The following is a 23,749-nucleotide window of genomic DNA, read 5'->3' on the forward strand; positions in this document are numbered from 1 at the left end:
TGCCGACCCGTGACGCGCTGCGTGGCGGGTCCGTCATCGGACCCGCCACGCGTGAACTCGATCGAAAGCCGCGTCACGACCGCCGCTCGGCCACCTGCAGCTGGATCTCGCACCACTTCAGGTCGGCCTCGCACTCGTCGATCGCGGAGGGCTCGCGCTCCATGAGCGGCTTGGCCTTCATCTCGGCCATACGCTGCTCGGCGAGTTCCTTGGCGCGAGTTGCGCGCTCCACATCCACGCGTGACGCGTGCTCGGCGGCGTCGGCCAGCACGATCACCTTGTCCTGGTGCACCTGCAGGTACCCGCCGGAGACCGCGAACCACTCCACGTCCTTGTTGTCGTTGTAGCGGACACGCAACTCGCCCGGCCGCAGAACGGTCACGAGCGGCGCGTGGAGCGGCATGATGCCGACCTCGCCGTCGAGCGTGGGAGCGATGACCATCTCCACCTCGTTGGTGTAGACGATCTTCTCCGGCGTGACGATCTCGCAGAGGAGGGTACGGGCCATGGCTACGCCGTCGCCTTCATCTTCTCGGCGGCCTCAAGCGCTTCCTCGATGGTGCCCACATAGCGGAAGGCGCCTTCGGGGATGTCGTCGTGCTTGCCCTCGATGATCTCGGCGAAGCCGCGGATCGTGTCCTCGAGCTTGACGTACTTGCCAGCCATACCGGTGAACTGCTCGGCCACGTGGAACGGCTGCGACAGGAACTGCTGGATCTTGCGTGCGCGCGACACGATGAGCTTCTGTTCCTCGGACAACTCGTCCATGCCGAGGATGGCGATGATGTCCTGGAGGTCCTTGTAGGTCTGGAGGACCTCCTGCACGCCACGGGCCACGCGGTAGTGCTCCTCGCCCACGACCTCGGGGTCGAGCGCGCGCGACGAGGACTCGAGCGGGTCGACGGCCGGGTAGATGCCCAGCTCGGCGATCGAACGCGAGAGCACCGTGGTGGCGTCGAGGTGCGTGAACGCCGTGGCCGGCGCGGGGTCGGTCAGGTCGTCGGCCGGCACGTAGATCGCCTGCACCGACGTGATCGAACCCTTCTTGGTGGACGTGATGCGCTCCTGCAGCTCGCCCATCTCGGTGGCCAGCGTGGGCTGGTAACCCACGGCGCTCGGCATACGGCCGAGGAGCGCCGACACCTCGGAGCCCGCCTGGGTGAAGCGGAAGATGTTGTCGATGAACAGGAGCACGTCCTGGCCCTGGTCACGGAAGTACTCGGCCGAGGTCAGACCGGCAAGACCCACGCGCAGGCGGGCTCCCGGAGGCTCGTTCATCTGGCCGTAGATCAGCGCCGTCTTCTCGATGACGCCGGACTCGGTCATCTCGTTATACAGATCGGTGCCCTCACGGGTGCGCTCGCCCACGCCGGTGAACACGGAGGTACCGCCGTGCTGCATGGCGAGGTTGTTGATGAGCTCCATGATGATGACGGTCTTACCCACGCCGGCGCCGCCGAACAGACCTGTCTTACCGCCCTTGATGTAGGGCTCGAGCAGGTCGACGACCTTGATGCCGGTCTCGAAGATCTCGGTCGTAGGCACGAGGTCCTCGTACTCGGGGGCCTCGCGGTGGATCGGGTAGAACGCCTCGACCTCCGGCATCGGCTTGCCATCGACCGGCTGGCCGACGACGTTCCAGATGCGGCCGAGCGTTGACGGCCCTACCGGCATCTGGATCGGCGCACCGGTGTCAACGGCGTCCATACCGCGCGTTATGCCGTCGGTGGAGGACATGGCCACGGCGCGCACGAGGTTGCCGGGCAGGTGCTGCTGAATCTCGGCGACCAGGTGGACTTCACCGATCGCGGTCTCGCCGTCGACGGTGAGCGCGGTGTGGATCGCAGGGATCGCGTCGGGCGCGAACTCCACGTCGATAACCGGGCCGACGACGCGCACGATACGTCCGACGTTCATGGGCGACCTCTCCTTGTTCTCTGCCATGCCGCTACGCCTCCTCGAGTGCCGCGGCGCCGCCGACGATCTCCGCGATCTCGGTGGTGATGGCGGCCTGCCGCGCTCGGTTGTAGCTGCGTGTCAGCGTGGTGATCATCTCGCTCGCGTTGTCCGTGGCCGACTTCATGGCCGTCCGGCGCGCGCCCTGTTCGGCGGCGGCCGACTCCATGAGCGCCCGGTACACGAGTGTCTCTACATACGTTGGAAGCAGGTGCTCCAGGACCTCGCCAGCGGACGGCTCGAAGAGGTACTCGGGCGTCAGTTGAAGTGTGCTCAACGGATCACCGGACTCCTCGGCCTCCATGACCTTGTGCTCGATGGGGAGCAGCTGGTAGGTCTCCGGCTTCTGCTCGGCGACGTTCTTGAAGCGGTTGAAGACGATATAGGCCGCATCGAGCTCGCCGGCCGCGTACCGCGGGATGATGTGCGCCGCTATCGAACGCGCATCCGCGAACGTGGGCTTGTCCGACATGTCACGATATGCGAGCACCGGATCGATGCCCCGGTAGCGAAGATAGCCGATGGCCTTCTTGCCCACCGCGATGACGTCGGTCTCCACCCCGTTGCCGTGCTCGGCGCGGATGCGGTCCTCGGTGATGCGGAGGATATTGCTGTTGAACGCGCCGCAGAGCCCTCTGTCCGAGGTTATCGTGACGACCAGGACACGCTTGCGCTCCTCATGCTCCTCGAGCAAGGGGTGCGACGCATCCTCCACGAACCGTGCGACGTTCTGCAGGACCTCCATCATCGCGAACGCATAGGGGCGCGCGGACTCGATCTTCTCCTGCGCCTTCTTGATCTTCGCGGTCGCGACCATCTCCATGGTACGCGTGATCTGGCGCGTGGACTGCACGCTGCCGATCCGCTGCTTGATGTCGCGAAGGTTCGCCATGCTATGCCTGACCCTCGGCGTCGAATCCTGCCTTGTACTCCTCGATCGCCTTGCCCAGCGCCTCGGCGGTCTCATCGGTGAGCTTGAGATCGCTCAGGATGGCGCGCCCGATCTCGGGGTGGGCGTTCTCGAGGAACTCGAGCAGACCGTCGCGGAAGCGCTGCACCGCATCGACCGGAAGATCGTCGATGTAGCCCTTGGTCCCGGCGTAGATCGCCATGACCTGATGCTCCACCGGATACGGCGCGTACTGGCCCTGCTTGAGCAGCTCGACAAGCCGCGCACCACGGTTGAGCGTGGCCTGAGTGGCTTTGTCGAGGTCGCTGCCGAACTGAGCGAACGCGGCGAGCTCGCGGTAGCGGGCGAGGTCGAGGCGCAGGCTGCCGGCGACCTGCTTCATCGCCTTGATCTGCGCGTCGCCCCCCACGCGGGAGACCGAGATACCCACGTTGATGGCGGGCCGGACACCCTGGAAGAAGAGGTCCGACTGCAGGAAGATCTGCCCGTCGGTGATCGAGATGACGTTGGTGGGGATGTACGCCGACACGTCACCGGCCTGGGTCTCGATGACCGGGAGCGCCGTGAGCGAACCGGCGCCGTTATCATCGCTGAGCTTGACCGCGCGCTCCAGCAGGCGGCTGTGCAGGTAGAAGACGTCACCGGGGTACGCCTCGCGGCCCGGCGGGCGGCGCAGCGTGAGCGACATCTGGCGGTAGGCGACGGCCTGCTTGGACAGGTCGTCGTAGACGCACAGGACGTGACGGCCCGGGTTGTCCGCGGATGCCGGCTCGCCGTTGGCGCCGTTGTACATGAAGTGCTCGCCCATCGCACATCCGGCCATCGGCGCCAGATACTGCAGCGGGGCCGGATCGGAGGCGTTGGCTGCCACGACGATGGTGTAGTCCATCGCACCGTACTGCTCAAGAGTCTCGACCACGCCGGCCACGGTGGACGCCTTCTGTCCGATGGCCACGTACACGCAGATGAGGTCCTTGCCCTTCTGGTTGATGATCGCGTCGATCGCCACGGCGGTCTTACCCGTCTGACGGTCGCCGATGATCAGCTCGCGCTGACCACGGCCGATCGGGATCATGGCGTCGATGGCCATGAGACCGGTCTGCACCGGCTCGTGCACGCCCTTGCGCTCGATGACGCCGGGCGCACGGAACTCGACGGGGCGGTAGCCCTCTGCGGTGATGGGCCCCTTGCCGTCGATCGGCTGACCGAGCGGGTCCACGACGCGGCCGAGCATGCCGGCGCCCGAGGGCACCTCCACGATGCGACCGGTCGTCCGCACGGAGTCGTTCTCCTTGATGAGCGACGTGCCGCCCAGGAGCACCGCGCCGACTTCGTTCTCATCGAGGTTCAGGGCCATGCCGTAGACGACCTCGCCGTCACCGGCCACGAACTCGAGGAGCTCGCCGGCCATGGCTCCGCGCAGCCCCTCGACACGTGCGATACCGTCACCGATCTGGATGACGGTGCCGACCTCACGTACGTCAACGGAGGCCTGATACGACTCGAGCTGCGTTCGCAGCACGTCGCCGATCCTGCTTGCGGTGATCTCTGCCACTTACGCCTCACCTCCCTGACGTGTGGTAGTCAGCGCCTGGCGCACGCCATCGAGCTGGGACGTGATGGTCCCGTCGAGCACGCGGCCGGCTACATTGATCCGGATGCCGCCGAGGATCGTCTCGTCCACCCGCTCGCGCAGGGTGACGGGACGCCCGAGGGCGGTGGAAATCTGCTTCACGAGCTTCGCCCGCAACGCATCGTCGAGCTCGATGGCCGTGGTGACCTCGGCCACCACGATCCCACGCTCCGCCTCAGCGGTCTCAGTGAAAGCCCGGGCGAGATCGCCGAGGTTGTCAGTCATGCGTCGCTCGACCATGAGGGTCACGATCGCCAGGGTCTCGGGCGCCACCGACTCGCCGAAGATCTCGCGCAGGATGTCGCGCTTCTTCTCGGCGGGCAGGCTCGTGTCCGTGAGCGCCTGATGCAGGTCCACATGGCCGCGCACAGCCTTGACCACCGACGCGAGGTCGGCGTCGACGGCATCGACGGCATCGCTCAACGTGGCGAGCTCGAAGAGCACCCGGGCAAGGGTCTCGATCGTCTCGCTAGTTCTCATTCAAGCTCCCCACTTCCGCGAGGTACTTGTCGATCAGCGCCTCGTGATCGGCCTTGGAGAGGCTCGAGCCGATGATCTTGCCAGCCACGGCAACGGAGAGGTCAGCGACCTCGCCCTTGAGCTCTGCCATGGCCGACTCCTTCTCCGCGGTGATGGCAGCCACTGCCTTGGCCTTCTCAGCCTCGGCCTCCTCGCGCGCCTTGGCGAGGATCTCGGCCTTCATCGACTCGGCCACCTTGCGGCCCTGCTCGATGACCTGCGCCGCTTCAGCACGCGCGTCGGCCATCTGCGTCTTGTACTCGTCCAGGAGCCGCTCGGCCTCGACACGCGTGTCTTCGGCCTTCTCGAGAGACTCTCTGATCTTGGTCGCACGCTCATCGAGCATCTTCGTGATCGGCGGGAACGCGAATTTCGCCAGGACGAAGAAGACGACGACGAACGCGACGATGTTCACCCACATCTCTGTGGTGTTAGGGATGATGATGTCCACGCTTGTCGCTCCTCCCGCTTTCGGTGGCCGCCTAGCCCGCGTTCAGAACGAAGGCGAGAACGAAACCGAGGAGACCGAGCGCCTCGATCATGCCAAGGGCGATGAACATGGTGGTCTGCAGGCGACCGGCCATCTCAGGCTGGCGAGCCATAGACTCGATCGTCTTGGCGCCGACGATGGCCAGACCGATGGCGGCGCCGATGCCTCCGAGACCGAACGCGAGCGCAGCACCCAGAGCTTCCATAACTTCCTCCTTGTGGTTCCCACCCGTGGGTCCGTCCCCGGACGGGTGGCGCTTTCAATTCCCTTTACGCCGCCATCGCGGCGCTCAAAACCTTCTCACGCGCCGCATCGCGGCGCTCCGTGCCGGGCTGCCCGGTGCGGCCGCCCGTGCCGCCCTAGTGCTCGCCCGCGTGCAGCGCGCCGTTGATATAGACGGCCGTCAGGATCGCGAAGATGTACGCCTGCAGTACCGCGACGAACAGCTCGAACGCCCTCAGGATGACCTGCATCAGGAACGAGAGGGGCAGCACGAGGGCGCTGGACACGGTGACGTGCTCGATCGCCAGCGCCATGAAGATCGCGAACACGCCGAGCATGATGTGGCCGGCGTACATGTTGGCGAAGAGTCGGATGCCCAGCGTGAACGGCCGCAGGAAGTGCGAGATGACCTCGATCACGAAGATCAGCGGCGCGAGCCAGAAGGGCGTACCGGAGGGCACGAAGCTCTTGATGTACTTGAAGAAGCCCCCGACCGCCTTCACGCCGATGGCGTTGTAGAAGATGAAGACGACGATCGCCCAGGTGAAGGTGGTGCCCACTGTCCCCGTGCCCGGAAGGGCAGGCGGGATATTACCGATGAGATTGTTGAAGAGCACGAAGAAGAACATCGTGCCGATGAACGGGAAGTACTTCTTGCCCTCGGGTCCCATGATGTCGACACAGACCCCGTTACGGACGAAGTCGACGCCCGCCTCGGCGAGGTTGCCGATGCCGCTCGGCACGAGCTTGGTCTTGCGGGACGCGACCACGAAGAACAGCAGCAACACCACACATCCCACGATGAGCCAGAAGGTGTAGTTGGTCAGGCTGAAACCGGCCGCTTCGTGACCGTGTCCTCCGGACAGCGGCAGTACCGAGAGCTCGTGCAGAAGCTCTTCGATCTTGTGAGGCATCTGATCCATACTTCGAGCCTTCCTCCTTAGGCGGACGGGTGCGTCGTGTTGAGACGTGATGCTCTACCGGCCTCTACCGCGAGACCAGCGATGAACGAGAGTCCAAGCGCGAGACCGAAGGGCGCAAGCCCGCCGGGAGCGAAGACGAAGTACGCCGCGAGGGCGGCGAGGGCGGCGATCATGCGCGCACCGGTGGCAAGAGCGACGACGGCGAAGCCGCGTGAGGGATTCTCAGGGGTCACGAACGATGCCGCTCTCTCCGCAACGAGCGTGAGAACGACGCCGAGCAGCGCTCCAAGCGCCACGGCGACCACCGGGTGGCCCAACACGGAAGATGCGGTGGAAATCTCGCAGTCCCTTCACGCGATGCCCTCATAGCAGGCGAGGTCACTCGACCGGGACAGGAGCGAACGCAGCAGGCGCGATGGGCGCGCTGTGCACGGGATCCGGGGCCCCGGGGGTGGCCTCGAAAGCGTGCCCACTATACAACAACGACCTGGCCGCAACAACACGGAAATCCGAGGGAGACCCCTGCATGACGAGCGCTTCCAGCCGGGGCGCACGACCGGGGCGCACGGGCCGCTCCGGAACCCTCCGCTACGAATCCTGGTCGTCGTGATGCGCGGCCTGGAACAGCCCCAACCAGGAGGCCATCAGCCCCGAGAGCACGGCAAGCACGAGAAAGGTCAGCGACTTGTACAGCGTGGGCACCCAGCGCATCGCGTAGCCGCCGACAGCCAGGGCGGCGGACCACACGTAGATGATCAGCACTGTCTGCCGCTGACTGAACCCGCGCGCGAGAAGCCGGTGGTGGATGTGCCCCTTGTCGGCCCGTTGGATCGGCCGGCCGTGCCGCTTACGACGGATGATCGCCGAGAGGGTGTCGAACACCGGCACCCCGACGATGAGGATCGGCACCACGAGGGCGATCGCGGCGGTGGACTTCATCACGCCGGTAAGCGATATGCAGCCGAGGGAGAACCCGAGCAAGAGGGCGCCTGAGTCTCCCATGAACACCGAGGCAGGGTGGAAGTTGTAGCGCAGGAAACCGATACACATCCCGACGATAGCGACAGCGAGGAAAGCCGCCAGCGGCTGGTTCGACTCCAGGGCCAGAACGAACAGGCTCACCGCGGCGATAGCGGTGACCCCGGCCGCCAGGCCGTCCAGGCCGTCGATGAGGTTCACGATGTTCGCGAAGCTCACCAGCCATATGAGCGTGATCGGGATGGCCAGCACACCCAGCATGATGATGCCGCCGCTGAACGGATCGCCCACGAATTCGATGCGGACCCCGCCCGCCACGGTGAGTCCGGCGGCGAGGATCTGACCGAGCATCTTACGGCCCGGGGGAAGATCCACGATGTCGTCCAGCAATCCGATGGCGAACACCAGCCCGATGCCGCCGAGCACAGCGAGCGCGGCCCCGTCCGAAGCGGTGAGGATCTGCTGCCAGTCCCACTGGCGCTCGCCGATCCACCGCACCGCAACCGCGGCGATGAGCCCGGCGAACATGCCCGCGCCGCCGATACGAGGAACCGTTCCGGTGTGGACGTGCCGCCCTCCCGCGCGGGCAACGATCCCCCACCGCGCGCCCACAAGGCGGGCGACCGGCGTTATGAGGAGCGTGACACCGGCTGCGACCGCCAGGACGATCGCGTGCTCGACCCAGTTCACACGCTGTCACCGCCAGCGTAGCGCACGACCTCCACGCCGGCCTCGTCGAGCATCTCGGCGGCGAGCGCGTCCGGGTACGACTCCCGGAACACGATGCGCAGAACGCCGGCGTTGATCAGGATCTTCGCGCAGAGCACGCACGGCTGGTGCGTGCAGTAGACTGTGGCTCCGTCGATCGCGGTGCCGTGCCGCGCCGCCTGGATGACCGCGTTCTGCTCGGCATGGATGCCCCGGCAGAGCTCATGCTGCGTGCCCGACGGGATCGCGCGCTGCTCGCGCAGGCATCCCACCACGTCGCAGTGAGGGAGTCCCGACGGCGCGCCGTTATACCCGGTTGCCAGGATGCGCTTGTCCTTCACGAGCACGGCGCCGATCTTCCGACGGGTACAGGTGGCCCGCTCGGCCACCTGGTCGGTGATCGCCATGAAGTACTCGTCCCACGACGGTCTCGGCATGAAGGGCCCCGCTTACTTGGTGCCGAAGAGACGGTCGCCCGCATCACCCAGGCCCGGCACGATGTAGCCGTGGTCGTTGAGGTGGCTGTCGATCGCGCACGTGTAGATCGTGACGTCACGGCACAGCCGGTTGACCTCCTCGATCCCTTCGGGTGCGGCAAGGAGCACCAGCAGGTTGATCTCCCGGGCGCCACGGTCGCGCAGGAACTGCACGGCAGCCGCCGCGGAGCCTCCCGTGGCCAACATCGGGTCGACGATCAGAACGTCGCGCTCGCCGATGTCCTCGGGAAGCTTGCAGTAGTACTCCACGGGCTGCAGCGTCTCCGGATCACGGTACAGGCCGATGTGGCCCACCTTGGCCGCGGGAATGAGCTCGATGATGCCCTCCACCATGCCGAGGCCGGCCCGCAGGATCGGGATGACCGCCACCTTCTTGCCCGCGAGCACGAAGGTCGTGGTCTGCGTGATCGGCGTTCGGACCACGGTCTCCAGCAGCTGGAAACTGCGGGTGGCCTCGTACGCCTCGAGCATCGCGAGCTCCTTGACCAGCTCACGGAACTCCTTCGCGCCCGTCCCCACGTCGCGGAGGATCGAGAGCTTGTGCTGTACGAGCGGATGGTCGATCACGACCACGTTGTCCCAGCGCGGATCCTTCGCCATCACAGTCCTCCTCGCCTAGAGTTCCGGGTACAGCGGGTGAGCCTCGAGCAGAGCGGCCACCTGTGACTTGATCGCCTCCACGCGGGTGGGGTCATCGCGGTGGAAGATGGTCTCGGCGATCAACCGTCCCACCGTGTGCGCCTCCTCCTCATCGAACCCGCGCGTGGTCATGGCAGCCGAGCCCACGCGGATGCCGCTCGTGACGAACGGGCTCTCGGGATCGTTGGGGATCGCGTTCTTGTTCACGGTCATACCCACGTGCTCGAGGACCTTCTCGGCGTCCTTGCCGGTCACACCGGCCGGACGGAGGTCCACCAGGAGGAGGTGGTTGTCCGTGCCTCCCGAGACCAGCCGGAGCCCGCCTTCCACCATCGCCTCGCCCATCACCCGGGCGTTCGTGACCACCTGGTCGATGTAGGCCGAGAACTCAGGCTGCATCGCCTCGCGGAACGCAACCGCCTTGGCGGCGATGATGTGCTCGAGCGGACCGCCCTGCAGGCCGGGGAACACGGCCTTGTCGATGGCGACCCGGTGTTCCTCCTTGCAGAGGATCAGGCCGCTGCGCGGGCCGCGGAGCGTCTTGTGCGTGGTCGACGTGACCACGTCGGCGTGCGGCACCGGCGACGGATGCGCACCGGTGGCGACGAGGCCGGCGATGTGCGCCATGTCCACCATCAGCTTCGCGTCCACCTCGGCGGCGATCGCCGCGAACCGCTCGAAGTCGATGATGCGCGGATATGCCGAGGCGCCCGCGATGATCATCTTGGGACGGTGCTCCTTGGCGAGCCGCTCTACCTCGTCGTAGTCGATACGCTCGTCATCACCGAGACCGTACGGGACGACGTTGAACCACTTGCCCGAGAAGTTGACCGGTGAACCGTGCGTGAGGTGACCGCCCATGGCGAGGTTCATCCCGAGGTACGTGTCGCCCGGATCGAGGAAGGCGTAGTAGACCGCCAGGTTGGCGGGGGCGCCGGCGTGCGGCTGCACATTGGCGTGCTCGGCGCCGAAGAGCGCTTTGGCGCGCTCGCGCGCGAGATCCTCGACGATGTCGACCTTCTCGCATCCGCCGTAGTAGCGCTTGCCCGGAAGCCCCTCGGCGTACTTGTTGGTGAGCACGCTGCCGGCAGCCTCCAACACCGCCATTGACACGAAGTTCTCCGAGGCGATGAGCTCGATCGACTCACGCTGCCGCGTGAGTTCGGCGTCCATCGCCGCCGCGAGCTCCGGATCCGACGCGGACACGTGACGCAACGTCATGAAAGGTCCTCTCTCCTACTCGTTGGACTGTTCGATCCGCCCGATCTTGTCGACCCGGCGCTGGTGGCGTCCTCCTTCGAAGGGCGTCTCGAGGAACGTCGAGAGCACCTCCGCCGCGCGATCGCGGTCGATGTAGCGCCCGGGAAGCGTGAGGATGTTGGCGTTATTGTGCAGGCGCGCCATGCGCGCCATCTCCGGATCGCTCGCCTGCACCGCGCGGATGCCCGGGACCTTGTTGGCCGCGATCTCCATCCCCAGCCCGGTTCCGCAGATCAGCACCCCGAACGGGGCCTTCCCCGCCGCGACCGCGCGAGCGACGATCTCCGCATAATCGGGGTAGTCGACCGAGTCCTCGGATGCGGTGCCAACGTCCACGACCTCGTGACCGAACCCCTCAAGAACCTCACGGACCTGCTCTTTGAGCTCGAATCCAGCGTGGTCCGAGCCGAGGTAGATGCGCATAGCCTCCCCTTCAGCGTGGCCGGAGGCGACCCGCATGGGCCGCCTCCGGCAGATTGTACCGTATGCCGGGCGTGACAACGCTCCGGATACCGCGAAGCGCAACCCCGTCAGTTGTCCTGACCCGCGGCGACCGCCCGGATCTCTTCCTCAGGAACCGGGCCCACGCGTGTGACCACCGGCTCAGGGCCGGTACAGTCCACCACGGTCGAGGCCATCCGGTGGGGTGTCTCCCCGCCGTCCAGGACCACGTCGGCCGCGGCGACGATCCGGTCCTCAAGCTCCTCGAACGAGCTCGCGGGCGGCTTGCCCGACGTGTTGGCCGAGGTGGTCACCACGGCCGCGCCGTTGGAGCGGATCAGTTCCTGGACGAGCCGGTGGTCGGGAGAGCGGAGCGCCACCGTGCCACGGTCGTCGCGGAACTCCTTGGCAACGACGTCCGCGGCCTTGACGACGATCGTGATCGGCCCGGGCCAGAACGCCCGCGCCAGCCGGTGTGCGTACTCGGGAACGTCCACGCCGTACGTATCGAGCGCCCCCTCGCCGTCCACGAGCCACGGCAGGGGCTTGTTCTTAGGTCTCATCTTGATGTCGATGATCTCCTGGGAGCCGATGCATGACGTAGCGGAAGCGCCGATCCCGTACACCGTCTCAGTGGGGAACACGATGATGCCCCCGTCTCTGAGCATGGTGGCGGCGAGATTGACCACTTCCGCCGAGGGGTTTTCCGGGTCGACGTGTATCACCTTGTTCATCGCTGCATCGACCTACCTTTCTGCGCATAGACGATACGCTCACGGCCGGCGAGATCACGCCGGACCGTCACTCCCTCGAACCGACCTTCCAGGACACCCGCCGCATCCGACACCCTGCCGCTGTCGAGTTCCACCGCGAGACCTCCGCCGGGAGCGAGCCACGCCCCGGCCGCATCGGCGATACGCCGGAACACATCGAGGCCATCGCGCCCTCCATCGAGCGCCGTGTGCGGCTCGAACCCGAGGATCTCGGCGGGGAGGTCGGGCAGGTCCCGGGACGGGATGTACGGTGGGTTGGACACGATGAGATCGACCGTACCGGCGAGTTCGTGCGGCAGTGGATCGAAGAGGTCTCCATACAGTACTTGTACCCTGTCTTCGACGTTTGCGTGAAGACTGTTCCGACCAGCGGTCGAGATCGCGCGCTCATTGATGTCGGTGGCCCACACACGCGCCCCCGGATGCTCGCTTGCGATGGCCACCGCCACGCACCCTGAGCCGGTGCACAGGTCCACGACCACGGGTCGATCGAGGTCGCCGATGTGCTCAAGAGCGACGTCGACAAGGACCTCGGTCTCGGGCCTGGGGATGAAGACGCCGGGCTCCACATGGACCACTAGATGGCGGAAGGGCATCTCGCCCGTGACGTACTGCAGCGGCATTCCGTCGGCGCGACGCGCCACCAGCTCACGATACCGCGCGCGCTCCTCCGGCGAGAGCGGACGGTCGTGGTACGCATAGAGCTCCACACGCGAGAGGCCCGTAGCGGAAGAGAGCAGCCACTCGGCGGAGCGGCGCGGATGATCGTCGCCCTTGCCGCCCAGATACTCACACGTCCACTCGAGCGCGTCCTTCACTGTCCAGACGCGCTCGGCCACCTACACCACCGCCGCCAGACGCTCGGCCCGGTCGGCGGCGGCCAGCGCCTCCAATATCGGGCCGATGTCTCCCATGAGCACCCCCGGCAGGTTGTGCACCGTGAGCCCGATCCTGTGGTCGGTGATGCGGTCCTGGGGCACGTTGTAGGTGCGGATCTTCTCCGAGCGGTCGCCCGAGCCGATCTGGCTCTTGCGCGCCGCGCCCAACTCGGCCTGCTGGCGCTCCATCTCGGCCTCGTACAGGCGGGCGCGGAGCACGCGGAGGGCCGCTTCCTTGTTCTGCAGCTGCGATTTCTGGTTCTGCGACTGCACCACCACGCCCGTGGGCAGGTGCGTGATACGCACCGCCGAGTCGGTGGTGTTCACGCTCTGGCCTCCCGGACCGCTCGAGCGGTACACATCGATGCGCAGATCCGACGGGTTGACCTCGATCTCCACGTCCTCTGCCTCGGGCAGCACGGCGACGGTGGCGGTGGAGGTGTGGATGCGCCCCTGGCTCTCGGTGGCCGGCACGCGCTGGACGCGATGGACGCCGCTCTCGAACTTCATCTTGGAGTAGACGCCCTTCCCCTTGATGAGGAACGACACGTCCTTGTATCCGCCCACCTCGTTCTCCGAGGCGTCGATCTCCTCGACCTTCCAGCGCTGCGACTCGGCGTATCGCGTGTACATGCGGTACAGGTCGGCCGCGAACAGTCCCGCCTCGTCGCCGCCGGCGCCCGCTCGGATCTCCACGATGACGTTCTTGTCGTCGTTGGGGTCGGCGGGGAGCATCATGACCTTCAGTTCGTCCTCGAGCGGCTCCACGCGCTCCTCGAGCGCTTCGAGCTCGTCTTTCGCCAGGTCCTTCATCTCGGCGTCGGACTCGGTCTTGAGCATCTCCCTGGCGTCGGCGATCCCGTCGAGCACCATCGTGTACTCGCGGATCTTGTTGACGAGCGGCGTCATGGCCGAGTGCTCCTTGGCCAGACGCGCGTACTCCTTCTGGTCGCTCAGGACCGATTGGTCGGAGAGCTTCGCGGTGATCTCGTCGTACGACGAGAGGATCGACTGCAGTTTCTCACGCATGCCGTGTACGTCCTCCACAACAGGTAGTCACAGCGTAGCACGCTGGAAGGTCCGCGCAGGCGCCGGACCGGTGGTCATTCAGTCGAGCTCCGGCAACGGGGCGGGCTCGCACACGGCCTCGCCGCGCGCCGCGGCTTCCGCCTCCTCGCGCGCCACCACCAGGCTCATCGCCGCCACGGCGATCTCGATCATCGAGTCGTCGGGCTCCGCAGTGGTCATGCGCTGCAGCTGCAGTCCCGGCCAGAGCAGCACCTTCACGAGCGGGTTGTCGGGGCGCGAGCCCGCCCACTTCACCGTGATCTCGTAGGCGAGACCGGCGATGAGCGGCAGCAGCAGCAGCCGGATGCCGATGTTGAAGAGCAGGACCCAGATCTTGGCGTCCACGCCCCACGCCGCGAGGATCGCCTTCCCGGGGACGAGCGAGAACACCACGATCGCCACGACCATCACCATGAGCAGGAACGACGTGCCGCAGCGCACGTGCAGCGTCGTGTACCGCTGGATCACATCGGGCTCGAGCGGGAGCCGCCGCTCGTACGCGTGGATGGTCTTGTGTTCGGCGCCGTGGTACTCGAACACCCGGTGGATCTCCCGCATCCTGCTGATCGCCCAGATGTACACGAAGAACGCGCCGAGCCGCAGTACGCCGTCCACCACGTTCCACACCAGGGGCCGGTCGATCGAGCTGCCCACGAGCAGGTTGGTGACCACCGCGGGCAGGACGATGAAGAGGCCAACCGCCAGCAGCAGCCCGCCCACCATCGCCAGGGCGATCTCCTTGCCCTCGAGCTGCTCCTCCTCCGTTTCGCCGGAGTGCTCGGCGGAGATGGTGAACGCCTTGATCGCGAGCGCCATCGTCTCGTAGAAGCCCCACATCCCGCGGATGATGGGCCACCTGAGCCAGGCGTGCTTGTCCTTGGCCGAGACGAGGTCGTGTTCCTCGGTGTAGATCGCGCCGGACGGCTCGCGCACGGCGACCGCCCAGTTGTACCTGCCGCGCATCATGATGCCCTCAAGGAGAGCCTGCCCACCGATATGGGTGGGGTGGATCGTGCAGTCGTCGGACATCGTCACTCCCGTTTCGGGGCTTTGGGGTACGGGTCGCCGCACGTCATCTTCCCCTCGCGGCACGGGCCGCGACGGCAGGACGCGCCGGCGTCCATGAAGATGTACGGTGCGGTGGGCTCGGCGAGCGCCAGCATGGCCAGCGCGAGCTCGCGGATCTCCCACTGAGCGCGCTTGCAGCACCGGAGTTCGAAGAAGTGCAGCAGCTCGCGGATGTTCATGGTGATGACGATCTTGGTCTCCATCGCGTTGGGCAGGAGATACCGCGCGTCCTCGGCCGGTATGCCGGCGTCCACGAGGGCGCGGTACGCGTCGAACGCCGCCCTGGTGGCGAGCGCGAACACCTCGGAGGCCGCAGGGTCGTCGGCCACTGACGGCGGGGTCACGAACGCCGGGGTCTGCGCGTACGTGACGTACCGCTGCGACTGCTGGTTGTAGCTCGCCAGGCGGTGCCGGACGAGCTGGTGCGTCATCGCGCGGCTCACGCCGTCCACGGCGAACGTGTAGCTCGCGTGTTCCAGCGCCGAGGTATGGCCCGAGGTGATGATCGTCTTCAGCACGCGCCGGACGGCCTCATCCGACATCGTCTCGGTGAGCTCGGCGGCGCCCACCGGGGCATAGCACAGCCGCGCGGCGGCGGCGATGGCGCGCTCCGGATCGGGCGTGTGGTTGAGCAGCCTGACGTCCACGATGTGCCTCCGATAACACAGGAAGGCGGGTACTCCCCGCCTTCCCGATGATAACGCTTTGCGGCCCCGCGGGCGGCTACTCGCCCTCGGGAGCCTCTTCCACCACGTCGGCCACGGCCTCGCCGCTGTCGACGGCCTCGGCGACCTCGACCTTGGCGGCGCGCTCGGCCTTGACGGAGTCCTTCTTGGCCTTCTCCTCACGAGCGGCGATCGCGGCCTCTTCGGCGGCCTTCTGGCGCGCCTCGCGGGCCGCCGCTTCCTTCTCGGCCACCGCAGCGGCGGCGTTGCCGAACTTATTGGAGAAGCGCTGCACGCGTCCGCCGGTGTCGACCAGCTTCTGCGTACCGGTGTAGAACGGATGGCACTTGGAGCAGAGCTCCACGCGCAACTCGGGCTTGGTGGAGCGCGTCACGAAGGTCTCACCGCATGAACAGGTGACCTTCGATTCGACGTACTCGGGATGGATGCCACTACGCACTTTGGAGACCTCCGTATGTATGCACCTGGTTTCCGACCAGGCGCGCGGACAGCCCGCGAATCATAGCACGGGGCGGGCCGAGCGGCAACGGGCCGGGACCGGTGCGGCGGGTAGTCCACGCTTGCCGTCCTCGCCGCACAGGACGCGGCTGCGGAGGCTGCGCTCAGGACTCCCGCCACACCGTCTTGTCGTTATCCGCGCGCCCGTCGATGACCACGGCGGTGGAACTAGATATCGATGCCGTTGGTGGCGCGCTTGTCGCTCGCGCTCTTGGCCATCTTGGTGAGGAACTCCTGGTTCGACTTGGTCTGCTTGAGCCCCTTGATGAGCATCTCCATGGCGCGCTCCGTGGAGTCCACGCCGTGCAGCACGCGGCGCAGGCCCCAGACGAATGGCGCCTCCATCTGCGTGAGGATGAGCTCCTCCTTGCGGGTGCCCGACGTGATGACGTCGATCGCCGGGAAGATACGCCGGTCGGCGAGCTTGCGGTCGAGCCTGAGCTCCATGTTGCCGGTGCCCTTGAACTCCTCGAAGATGACCTCGTCCATCTTGGAGCCCGTGTCCACGAGCGCGGTGGCGAGGATGGTGAGCGAGCCGCCGTTCTCGATGTTGCGGGCCGCGCCGAAGAACTTCTTGGGCGGATAGAGCGCCGTGGAGTCCACGCCGCCGGAGAGGATCCGGCCGCTCGCCGGAGTGGCGAGGTTGTACGCACGCGCAAGACGCGTGATCGAGTCGAGCAGGATCACCACGTCGAAGCCGCTCTCCACGAGCCGCTTCGCGCGCTCCATCACCAGCTCCGCTACGGCGATGTGGTTCTCGCTGGGCATGTCGAAGGTGGACGAGACGACCTCGCCCTTGATGGAACGCTCCATGTCGGTGACTTCCTCTGGCCGCTCGTCCACGAGCAGGCACATGAGGTACACCTCGGGGTTGTTCTCGCTGAGCGAGGCGGCGATGTCCTTGAGGACCGTCGTCTTGCCCGCCTTGGGCGGTGAGACGATGAGCCCGCGCTGGCCCTTGCCGATGGGGGCCACCAGGTCGATCACCCGCGCCGTGATCGTCTTCTCCCCGTGCTCGAGCCGTAGGCGCTCGTCGGGGTAGACCGGCACGAGGTCGCGGAAGTTCTTGCGTCCGCGCGACTCCTCCACGTTCTGCCCGTTGACCGACGTCAGCTTGGTGAGCGCCGGGTACTTCTCTGACTCCTTGGGCGGGCGCACCTGGCCCCTGAGCATGTCGCCCCGGCGGAGGTCGGACCTCCGGATCAGCGACATCGAGCAGTAGACGTCGTTGTCACCCGGCAGGTACCCGCTCGTGCGGATGAAGCCGTAGCCCTCGGGCAGGATGTCGAGGATGCCCTCGATCTCCACGAACCCTTCGGCCTTCACCTTCGCCTCGTACACGGCCGCGACGATCTCGTCCTTCTTCTTGAGCGCCTTGACGTCGAGCTCCAGCTCGGACGCCATCGTCCGCAGCTCGGCGACGGTCTTGGCGGCAAGTTCTTCGCGGGTCACCGAGGGCTGGACCTCTTTGGGCTGACCGCCTCCGCGACGGCCTCTCTTACGCGGTCGTGCACTCACGCGTTCTTCACCTTCTCCCAGTCGGCCAGGAACGCTTCCAGGCCGCGATCGGTCAGGGGATGCTTCACGAGCTTCTGCAGCACCGCGAACGGCACCGTGGCGATGTCGGCGCCCATCAGCGCGGCCGCGACGACGTGCTGGTTGTGCCGCACGGAGGCGGCGATGACCTCCACCGGGTGGTGGAAGTCGTAGTTGTTCAGGGCGGCGATCATGTTGCCGAGGTGCTCAAGGCCGTCCTCGGAGATGTCATCGAACCTGCCGATGAACGGACTCACGTACCGCGCGCCGGCGCGTGCCGCCATGAGCGCCTGAGGAACGGTGAAGCAGAGCGTCATGTTCACGTGGATGTTGCGCTCGGCGAGCGCCTTGGTGGCGGCGAGACCCTCCGGCATCACCGGAACCTTGACCACGACGTTGGGCGCGAGCTCGGCGAGCGTCTCCCCTTCGGCCACGATCTCATCGCGCGTGAGGCTCACCGTCTCGGCCGACACGGGTCCGTCGCAGATCTCACAGATGCGCTGGATATGCGCGTGGAAGTCGGCGAGCGAGCCGCCTTCGCGGGCGTACAGCGACGGGTTGGTGGTGACACCCGCCAGCACTCCCCACGAAGCCGCCTCCTCGATCTCGGAAAGGTTCGCGGTGTCCAGGAAGAACTTCATCTAGCGTGCATCCTCTCGTCCGGCGGGACGGTCATCCTCCCGCTCCTGCTCCTCGTCCTCACGGATCACCGCGTCGACGATCCGCTCCAGCACCTCGGCCACCGTGCGGTCGAGCTGATGGCTGTGAACCACTGGCACGTCGTGCTCACGCGCCAGGTCTTCAACGTAGTGTCCGAGCAGCCGGATGTTGTCGAAGTTGGCACGGTACCGCTCAAAGGGCCGCATCCCCTCGGTCTGCACCTCGCGGATGTAGAAATGGCTCCGATGGGCTTCCTCGTCGTCAACGCTGATGAGGAGCTGCACCACCGATGCGTCCTTGAACTGGGAAGGGTCTATATACCCTGGCGCCACATGGATGCCCTCGAGCACCATGCTCACGCCCTCCACCACCGCGCGTTCGATCAGCGACTTCACACCGGTGGCAACCACGGCCGCTTGCTCACGGAAACCCACGATCACAGGAGAAGCGCCTCGGGGAGCCGGGACCCGCAGCCCGCGCCATGCGTTGAACGAACTCTCGTAGATGGCTGGCATGAGGTCCCGTGAGAAGATACCACGCATCACCTCCCGAATGCTATCCGTTGAGACGATGCGGGTTATGCCGAGCCGGTGGGCGACCTCGGTGGCGATGGTGGACTTGCCTACGCCGGTGGTGCCGCCGATGAGCACGATCAGCGGCCGCTCGAGCCGCGAGATCTCGTTCAGGCGCCGGTAGCGCTTGGCCACAGAGCCGTCGTCCTCCTCGGCGAGGATGCGGTACGACGCGTCGCGCACCTCGGCGAGCGTCACCTCCAGCTGACCCGCGTCGCGGAACCCGTCCTGTACGCGCTGGGCCGCCGTGTACGCGCGTGAAGGGCTCAGCCCCGCGGCCATGTAGGTCTGTGCGAGCAGACCCTTGCTCATCGGCAGTCCGTGCTTCTGATCCTTGATGATGACGGGGGGATTGCTGGGCATCAGGGCCTCCCGGATCGGTGACGTTCGAGCGCAAGGGCATACAGACGGTCGATCATCGCGTCGAGGCCGTCCCCGGAAAGCGAGACGGGCACGTTGTCGCAGAGCACGGTAGGCACGCCGGCCTCGGCCCCGGCGGCTGCCACCACGTCGATCGCCGCCGCCTTCAGCTCGGTGAGCAGCACATCGAAGCGACCCGCGTGCGCACGCAGGTCGGCTCTCAGCGCGCCGCGGTCCGAAAGCGCGGTGCTCACCGCAACCACATCGCACCCGTGCTCGGACTCGAGATGGGCGCGCAGGCGGTCCACGAGGACGGGCGGGGCGGTTGTGGCGAACAGCACGCGCGCGCCGGAGACATCGGCAAGCGGCGTGGGACGGAACGTGGTGACCGCCACCGGCACGTCCTCCCGGACGCGCCGGATCGCGGCGACCAGCTCGCCAAGCGACGCCTGTGTGGCGAGTGGGGCCTCGGCGCCGGCGATCACCACACCGTCGGCGCGAGCGAGGCGGTAGGGGCCGAAGTAGTCGCTCACGTACGACGAGCCCTGGGCGGCGCCCACCACGAGGAGCGTGGCGTCGGCACGTACCGGCGGGATCGCGGCGCCCGAACCCTCGAGCATCACCAGGTCGCGACCGAGCGAGTCCGCGAGGCGAGCCCCCTCGGGCACGTTGCTGAAGAACGTCTCCCCCGCCAGCCCCCCGCCGCACCGGCGGCAGCCCACGGTGGGCACCCTGCTCATCACGGCGTCCTCGTAGTTGTCCGAGGCGGCATGCACGCCGCGCTCCGCAAGCGCCAGCAGGTCCTCGGTGGTGAGCGCCACCTCGTCCCCCCGGATCAGCTCCGGCTCGGCGGGTCCTCCGCGACCCATCGCAAGCACGACCACGCGGTGGCCCCGAGCGTCGAGATGGCGCGCCACGTAAGCGGAGATCGACGTCTTGCCCACGCGCTTGCCCGTTCCGATGATCGCGAGCGCGGGCGTGTCGAGCGCCACCCTGGCGGCGGGAGGATCGAAGGCGAAATCGGCGCCCACGTAGCCCACGCCCAGCGCAAGCGCCTCGCTGGCGAGCCTGAAACGGTCTGCTGCCGAGACGATCGGCTCGTCGGAGAGGTCGATCATGGTATCGGGTCTGAACCGCTCGATCGCGCTGCGCAGCGCATCGGAGGCGTTCGAGCCGCGTACCACGGGCAGGCCGTAGACATCCTCGCCGCCCGCGGCGTCGACCTTCTCGGTGCCGCCGATGAACGCTGCCGCGACCACCTCGTGCGTGCGCCGCAGCTCGTCGAGCGCGAACCGCACCACGGGCGGGTAGTGCTCCCCGTCGATGAGCGCGACGACCCTGCTCATCGCGAGCACTTCCCCGACGGCGGTTCGGCCGATGTGTCGGCGCCTTGATCGGTGTCGCTCGGCTGCCACACGCAGACCTTCCGCAAGTCGCGCGCGTAGTCGGCCACCGTCTCGGGCTCGGCGAACGGGTGCTTGAGGATGACCCGTACACGCTCGTCGGTCACCTCGAGGATGTTGTAGCTCGCCCGCGTCATGCCGCGGAGACGATGCGAGCACGCGGTACCGGCGTTGACCACGATCATGTCTTCGAGCCGCCATACGTGAGGGACGTGCTTGTGGCCGCAGAGGACCATGTCGCAGCCGCTGCCGGCGAGCACACGGAGCAGGTCGCCCGCGTCGTAGACGATGTTGCGCTCGCGCCCCGTGCCGGGAACCGGCAGCAGGTGGTGATGCAGCGCGACGATCTTGAACTCGTCGGGATCCGAGAAGCGCTCCTCGATCCACCGGTAGCGGTTCCGGCCGATGCGTCCAGCATCCAGGTCCGGCTCGGAGGAGTCGAGCCCCAGCACGCGCACGCCACGGAACCTCAACTCGGTGGAGCGCGAGCCGAAGAGCTCCTCGAAGTGCAGGTCGCCCACGTTGCGGGCATCGTGATTGCCCGGCAGGACCAGAACGTTCTCCACCTCCATGCGGGAGATCAGCCGGTGCGCGACCTTGAACTCCTGGCGGAAACCCATGTCGGTGAGGTCGCCCGTGACGATGAGCGCGTCGGGCGCGAGCTCGTTGATCTCATCGACGACCCGGGTCGCCAGGCTCGGGATATGGTACTGCGAGCCGCAGTGCAGGTCGGAGATCTGCGCGATGACGACGGGCTTCTTATCGCTCATGGGCGCTCCGGTCTCGATGGGGACAGCGGCCTGCGGACATACGAGTGGACCACGGGGATGTCTGGTTCATTCCCATTCCCGAAGCCTGCGCATCAGTGCCGTCAGACGATCCGCGCACCGTGGCGGTCCACGGGCACCGCCATGACCTGGCCTCTGCCGACCTCACCGAGCGCCGTACGGGCAACCTCGGCAAGATGGCGCGCCCGCTCAAGAGCACGCTCGTCGTTCTCGGCCTGCACCAGCGCAAGCATGCTCGGTCCGGCGCCGGAAAGCACCGCGGGACCGGCCCCGATGGCCTCGAACAGCTCACGGACCGTGACCATGTCGGGCACGAGCAACGCACGGTAGCGCTCGTGGATCGCGTCGAACATGCCTGCGGCGACGCACCCCGGCTGGCCGGTGGCGATGCCCACCGCGAGCAGCGCCGCGTGCGCCGCATTGGCGGCCGCGTCGCTGTGCGGGACGAACCCGGGCAGGACCGACCGCGCCTGGTGGGTGGAGAGCTCGCGTTCGCCCAGAACGACGATCGCCGCGATCCCACCCGCGGGATCGATGTGCGTGCACGCCGGGCCATCGGACGTGATGACGAACCCTCCGTAGAGAGCGGCGGCGACGTTGTCTGCGTGACCCTCCAGGGCCGCCGCCATCTCGAAGATCGCGCGACGGTCGAGATGCGAGCCCGCCAGCGCATCGGCGAGGACCAGGCCGCCCACGATCGCCGACGAGGACGAGCCCAGACCGCGACCCACCGGGATGCCGTTGTGGCACACGACCTCGGCCCTGAGGTCCGGCCGTCCGGTTCGCTCGAAGAGGTGGGCCATGGCACGCAACACGTGGTTATCGGCATCGGCGCTCAGACTCCCCGCGCCCTCACCGCTCACCTCGACACCCCACGCCGCGGCAAGCTCGCCCTCGAACTCGTTGTGGATCCCGAGCGCGAGCCCGAACGCGTCGTAGCCCGGACCGATGTTGGCCGAGGATGCCGGCACCACGACGCGGACGCCCACCGGTTACAGCTCCTCGACCCTGAGGACCGTTCCGATGCCGCGCGCGGCCTCAAGCGAGTCGATCGTGGCCAGCGCGGCCCGCACGTCCCGCTCGGCGGCCCGGTGGGTGATCCACACGATCTCCGCGCCGCTGTCGTCGGTCTGGCGCTGGATGACCGAGGCGAGCGACACGCCGTTGGTGGCGAACACCCCCGCTATGGCGGCAAGCACGCCGGGCTCGTCCGCCGCCGTGAGGCGGATGTAGTACGAGGTCTCCAGGTCGGCGATGTCGCAGATGGGAAGGCTCTCGCTGCACGTGCAGCCCACGAGCCCGGCGCAGCCGCGCTCGATGTGCCGTGCGGCCTCGATGATGTCGCCCACCACTGCCGAGGCCGCGGGCAGCGAGCCCGCGCCTTCACCGAAGAACATCGTCTCGCCCACGGCGTCCCCGATCACGTAGATCGCGTTGTAGACGCCGTTGACGTTGGCGAGCGGGTGGCTCGCGCGGATCATCGTGGGCTGGACGCGCACGTCCACTCCGGTGGCGGCGCGCTTGGCGACCGCCACCAGCTTGATCTCGTAGCCGGTCTCGCGCGCGTACGCGATGTCGCCCGGCGTGATGGACTGGATGCCCTCAGCGGGCACATCGGCGAAGGTGACGCGAGAGTTGAAGGCGATCGACGCGAGGATGGCGATCTTGGCCGCCGCATCCAGACCGTCCACGTCGGCGGTGGGGTCCGCCTCGGCGAATCCGCGCTCCTGCGCTTCAGCCAGCGCGCTCGCGTAGTCGAGACCATCCTCGGCCATGCGGGTGAGCATGTAGTTGGTGGTGCCGTTGACGATGCCGTAGACCGCCTGGATCTCGTTGCTCACGAGGCTGTGCTTGAGCGGGTTGATGATGGGGATGCCGCCGCCCACGCTCGCCTCGAACAGGATGTCGACACCCTGATCGGCGGCCGCGTCCATCACCTCACGGCCGTGCGTGGCCATGAGCGCCTTGTTCGCGGTGACCACCGCCTTGCCGGCGCCGAGCGCGTCGAGCACGACCTCGCGCGCCACGCCCGTACCGCCGATGAGCTCCACTACGATGTCGATGTCCGGATCCCGGATGATGTCCGCGGCCTCGATGGTGAAGCGCTCCGGCGCCAGGCCGAGATCCGCGGCGCGCGCTGGGTTGCGGTCGGCGCACTTCACGAGCGCGATGTCCACGCCGGTACGCGAACGGAACTGCTCGGCGTGGCGCTCGAAGATCTCCACGACGCCGCTGCCGACAGTCCCCAGGCCGATCAGGCCGACGTTGATGGTGCGCATGAGT

27 protein-coding genes are annotated in these 23,749 nt (G+C 67.1%); all 27 read right to left on the minus strand.

The annotated features are described in order from the left end of the window. Nucleotides 1-73: 73 nt before the first annotated feature. Nucleotides 74-508, minus strand: a complete 435-nt coding sequence (gene atpC / locus MSB02_RS03645) for an ATP synthase F1 subunit epsilon (protein WP_267193843.1) — start codon at nucleotides 506-508, stop codon at nucleotides 74-76. 2 nt (nucleotides 509-510) lie between these two features. After that, nucleotides 511-1,944 (minus strand): F0F1 ATP synthase subunit beta, encoded by a 1,434-nt coding sequence (atpD, locus tag MSB02_RS03650; RefSeq protein WP_407653139.1) that lies wholly within the window; start codon nucleotides 1,942-1,944, stop codon nucleotides 511-513. Between the two features lie 4 nt (nucleotides 1,945-1,948). Next, nucleotides 1,949-2,848, minus strand: a complete 900-nt coding sequence (gene atpG / locus MSB02_RS03655; RefSeq protein ID WP_267193845.1) for an ATP synthase F1 subunit gamma — start codon at nucleotides 2,846-2,848, stop codon at nucleotides 1,949-1,951. 1 nt (nucleotide 2,849) lies between these two features. Then, nucleotides 2,850-4,421: a F0F1 ATP synthase subunit alpha gene (gene atpA, locus MSB02_RS03660; protein ID WP_267193846.1), complete on the minus strand. Its 1,572-nt coding sequence runs from the start codon at nucleotides 4,419-4,421 to the stop codon at nucleotides 2,850-2,852. After that, nucleotides 4,422-4,979 carry an ATP synthase F1 subunit delta gene (gene atpH / locus MSB02_RS03665; RefSeq protein ID WP_267193847.1) on the minus strand — a complete coding sequence of 186 codons (558 nt, stop codon included), beginning with the start codon at nucleotides 4,977-4,979 and terminating at the stop codon, nucleotides 4,422-4,424. It lies immediately after the preceding gene. Beyond that, nucleotides 4,969-5,469 (minus strand): F0F1 ATP synthase subunit B, encoded by a 501-nt coding sequence (gene atpF / locus MSB02_RS03670; RefSeq protein WP_267193848.1) that lies wholly within the window; start codon nucleotides 5,467-5,469, stop codon nucleotides 4,969-4,971. Before atpF ends, atpH begins: the two co-directional genes overlap by 11 nt. 31 nt (nucleotides 5,470-5,500) lie before the next feature. Continuing rightward, nucleotides 5,501-5,713 carry a F0F1 ATP synthase subunit C gene (atpE, locus tag MSB02_RS03675; RefSeq protein WP_267193849.1) on the minus strand — a complete coding sequence of 71 codons (213 nt, stop codon included), beginning with the start codon at nucleotides 5,711-5,713 and terminating at the stop codon, nucleotides 5,501-5,503. Between the two features lie 154 nt (nucleotides 5,714-5,867). Beyond that, a complete protein-coding gene (atpB, locus tag MSB02_RS03680; protein WP_267193850.1) occupies nucleotides 5,868-6,653 on the minus strand; it encodes a F0F1 ATP synthase subunit A in 786 nt (261 codons plus the stop codon). Between the two features lie 17 nt (nucleotides 6,654-6,670). Then, complete coding sequence (locus MSB02_RS03685) at nucleotides 6,671-6,949, minus strand: hypothetical protein (protein ID WP_267193851.1); 279 nt, start codon at nucleotides 6,947-6,949, stop codon at nucleotides 6,671-6,673. Nucleotides 6,950-7,241: 292 nt separating this feature from the next. Further along, the gene (locus MSB02_RS03690) at nucleotides 7,242-8,321 is read right to left on the minus strand and encodes an MraY family glycosyltransferase (RefSeq protein ID WP_267193852.1); all 1,080 of its coding nucleotides are present in this window, start codon (nucleotides 8,319-8,321) and stop codon (nucleotides 7,242-7,244) included. Beyond that, entirely contained in the window at nucleotides 8,318-8,776 is a 459-nt protein-coding gene (locus tag MSB02_RS03695) for a deoxycytidylate deaminase (RefSeq protein ID WP_267193853.1), read from the minus strand. The genes MSB02_RS03690 and MSB02_RS03695 overlap by 4 nt, the downstream gene beginning before the upstream one ends. Nucleotides 8,777-8,788: 12 nt before the next feature. Further along, the gene (gene upp, locus MSB02_RS03700; protein ID WP_267193854.1) at nucleotides 8,789-9,436 is read right to left on the minus strand and encodes a uracil phosphoribosyltransferase; all 648 of its coding nucleotides are present in this window, start codon (nucleotides 9,434-9,436) and stop codon (nucleotides 8,789-8,791) included. A gap of 15 nt (nucleotides 9,437-9,451) precedes the next feature. Further along, nucleotides 9,452-10,696: a serine hydroxymethyltransferase gene (locus tag MSB02_RS03705; RefSeq protein ID WP_267193855.1), complete on the minus strand. Its 1,245-nt coding sequence runs from the start codon at nucleotides 10,694-10,696 to the stop codon at nucleotides 9,452-9,454. A gap of 15 nt (nucleotides 10,697-10,711) precedes the next feature. After that, nucleotides 10,712-11,158 (minus strand): ribose 5-phosphate isomerase B, encoded by a 447-nt coding sequence (gene rpiB, locus MSB02_RS03710; RefSeq protein WP_267193856.1) that lies wholly within the window; start codon nucleotides 11,156-11,158, stop codon nucleotides 10,712-10,714. Nucleotides 11,159-11,265: 107 nt separating this feature from the next. Next, entirely contained in the window at nucleotides 11,266-11,910 is a 645-nt protein-coding gene (locus MSB02_RS03715; protein WP_267193857.1) for an L-threonylcarbamoyladenylate synthase, read from the minus strand. Continuing rightward, the gene (gene prmC, locus MSB02_RS03720; protein WP_267193858.1) at nucleotides 11,907-12,788 is read right to left on the minus strand and encodes a peptide chain release factor N(5)-glutamine methyltransferase; all 882 of its coding nucleotides are present in this window, start codon (nucleotides 12,786-12,788) and stop codon (nucleotides 11,907-11,909) included. Before prmC ends, MSB02_RS03715 begins: the two co-directional genes overlap by 4 nt. After that, on the minus strand, nucleotides 12,789-13,856 hold the full coding sequence (prfA, locus tag MSB02_RS03725) for a peptide chain release factor 1 (protein WP_267193859.1): 1,068 nt from the start codon (nucleotides 13,854-13,856) through the stop codon (nucleotides 12,789-12,791). Between the two features lie 78 nt (nucleotides 13,857-13,934). Then, entirely contained in the window at nucleotides 13,935-14,924 is a 990-nt protein-coding gene (locus MSB02_RS03730; protein ID WP_267193860.1) for a DUF1385 domain-containing protein, read from the minus strand. 2 nt (nucleotides 14,925-14,926) lie between these two features. After that, entirely contained in the window at nucleotides 14,927-15,610 is a 684-nt protein-coding gene (gene thyX, locus MSB02_RS03735) for an FAD-dependent thymidylate synthase (RefSeq protein WP_267193861.1), read from the minus strand. A 76-nt stretch (nucleotides 15,611-15,686) separates the two neighbouring features. Further along, a complete protein-coding gene (gene rpmE / locus MSB02_RS10580) occupies nucleotides 15,687-16,088 on the minus strand; it encodes a 50S ribosomal protein L31 (RefSeq protein ID WP_267193862.1) in 402 nt (133 codons plus the stop codon). 227 nt (nucleotides 16,089-16,315) lie between these two features. Then, entirely contained in the window at nucleotides 16,316-17,665 is a 1,350-nt protein-coding gene (rho, locus tag MSB02_RS03745; RefSeq protein ID WP_407653140.1) for a transcription termination factor Rho, read from the minus strand. Beyond that, entirely contained in the window at nucleotides 17,662-18,324 is a 663-nt protein-coding gene (gene fsa, locus MSB02_RS03750) for a fructose-6-phosphate aldolase (protein ID WP_267193863.1), read from the minus strand. The genes rho and fsa overlap by 4 nt, the downstream gene beginning before the upstream one ends. Continuing rightward, complete coding sequence (locus MSB02_RS03755; protein ID WP_267193864.1) at nucleotides 18,325-19,278, minus strand: hypothetical protein; 954 nt, start codon at nucleotides 19,276-19,278, stop codon at nucleotides 18,325-18,327. Continuing rightward, the gene (locus MSB02_RS03760) at nucleotides 19,278-20,621 is read right to left on the minus strand and encodes a 2,3-diphosphoglycerate synthetase (protein WP_267193865.1); all 1,344 of its coding nucleotides are present in this window, start codon (nucleotides 20,619-20,621) and stop codon (nucleotides 19,278-19,280) included. Before MSB02_RS03760 ends, MSB02_RS03755 begins: the two co-directional genes overlap by 1 nt. Beyond that, nucleotides 20,618-21,448, minus strand: coding sequence for a metallophosphoesterase family protein (locus MSB02_RS03765; RefSeq protein ID WP_267193866.1), 831 nt, complete (start codon nucleotides 21,446-21,448; stop codon nucleotides 20,618-20,620). Before MSB02_RS03765 ends, MSB02_RS03760 begins: the two co-directional genes overlap by 4 nt. Nucleotides 21,449-21,549: 101 nt before the next feature. Beyond that, nucleotides 21,550-22,455, minus strand: coding sequence for a homoserine kinase (gene thrB, locus MSB02_RS03770; RefSeq protein ID WP_267193867.1), 906 nt, complete (start codon nucleotides 22,453-22,455; stop codon nucleotides 21,550-21,552). Between the two features lie 3 nt (nucleotides 22,456-22,458). Next, nucleotides 22,459-23,745 carry a homoserine dehydrogenase gene (locus MSB02_RS03775; protein WP_267193868.1) on the minus strand — a complete coding sequence of 429 codons (1,287 nt, stop codon included), beginning with the start codon at nucleotides 23,743-23,745 and terminating at the stop codon, nucleotides 22,459-22,461. Between the last annotated feature and the right edge of the window lie 4 nt (nucleotides 23,746-23,749).

It is taken from the genome of Anaerosoma tenue (assembly GCF_023161965.1).
Classification (GTDB): Bacteria; Actinomycetota; Coriobacteriia; order Anaerosomatales; family Anaerosomataceae; genus Anaerosoma; species Anaerosoma tenue.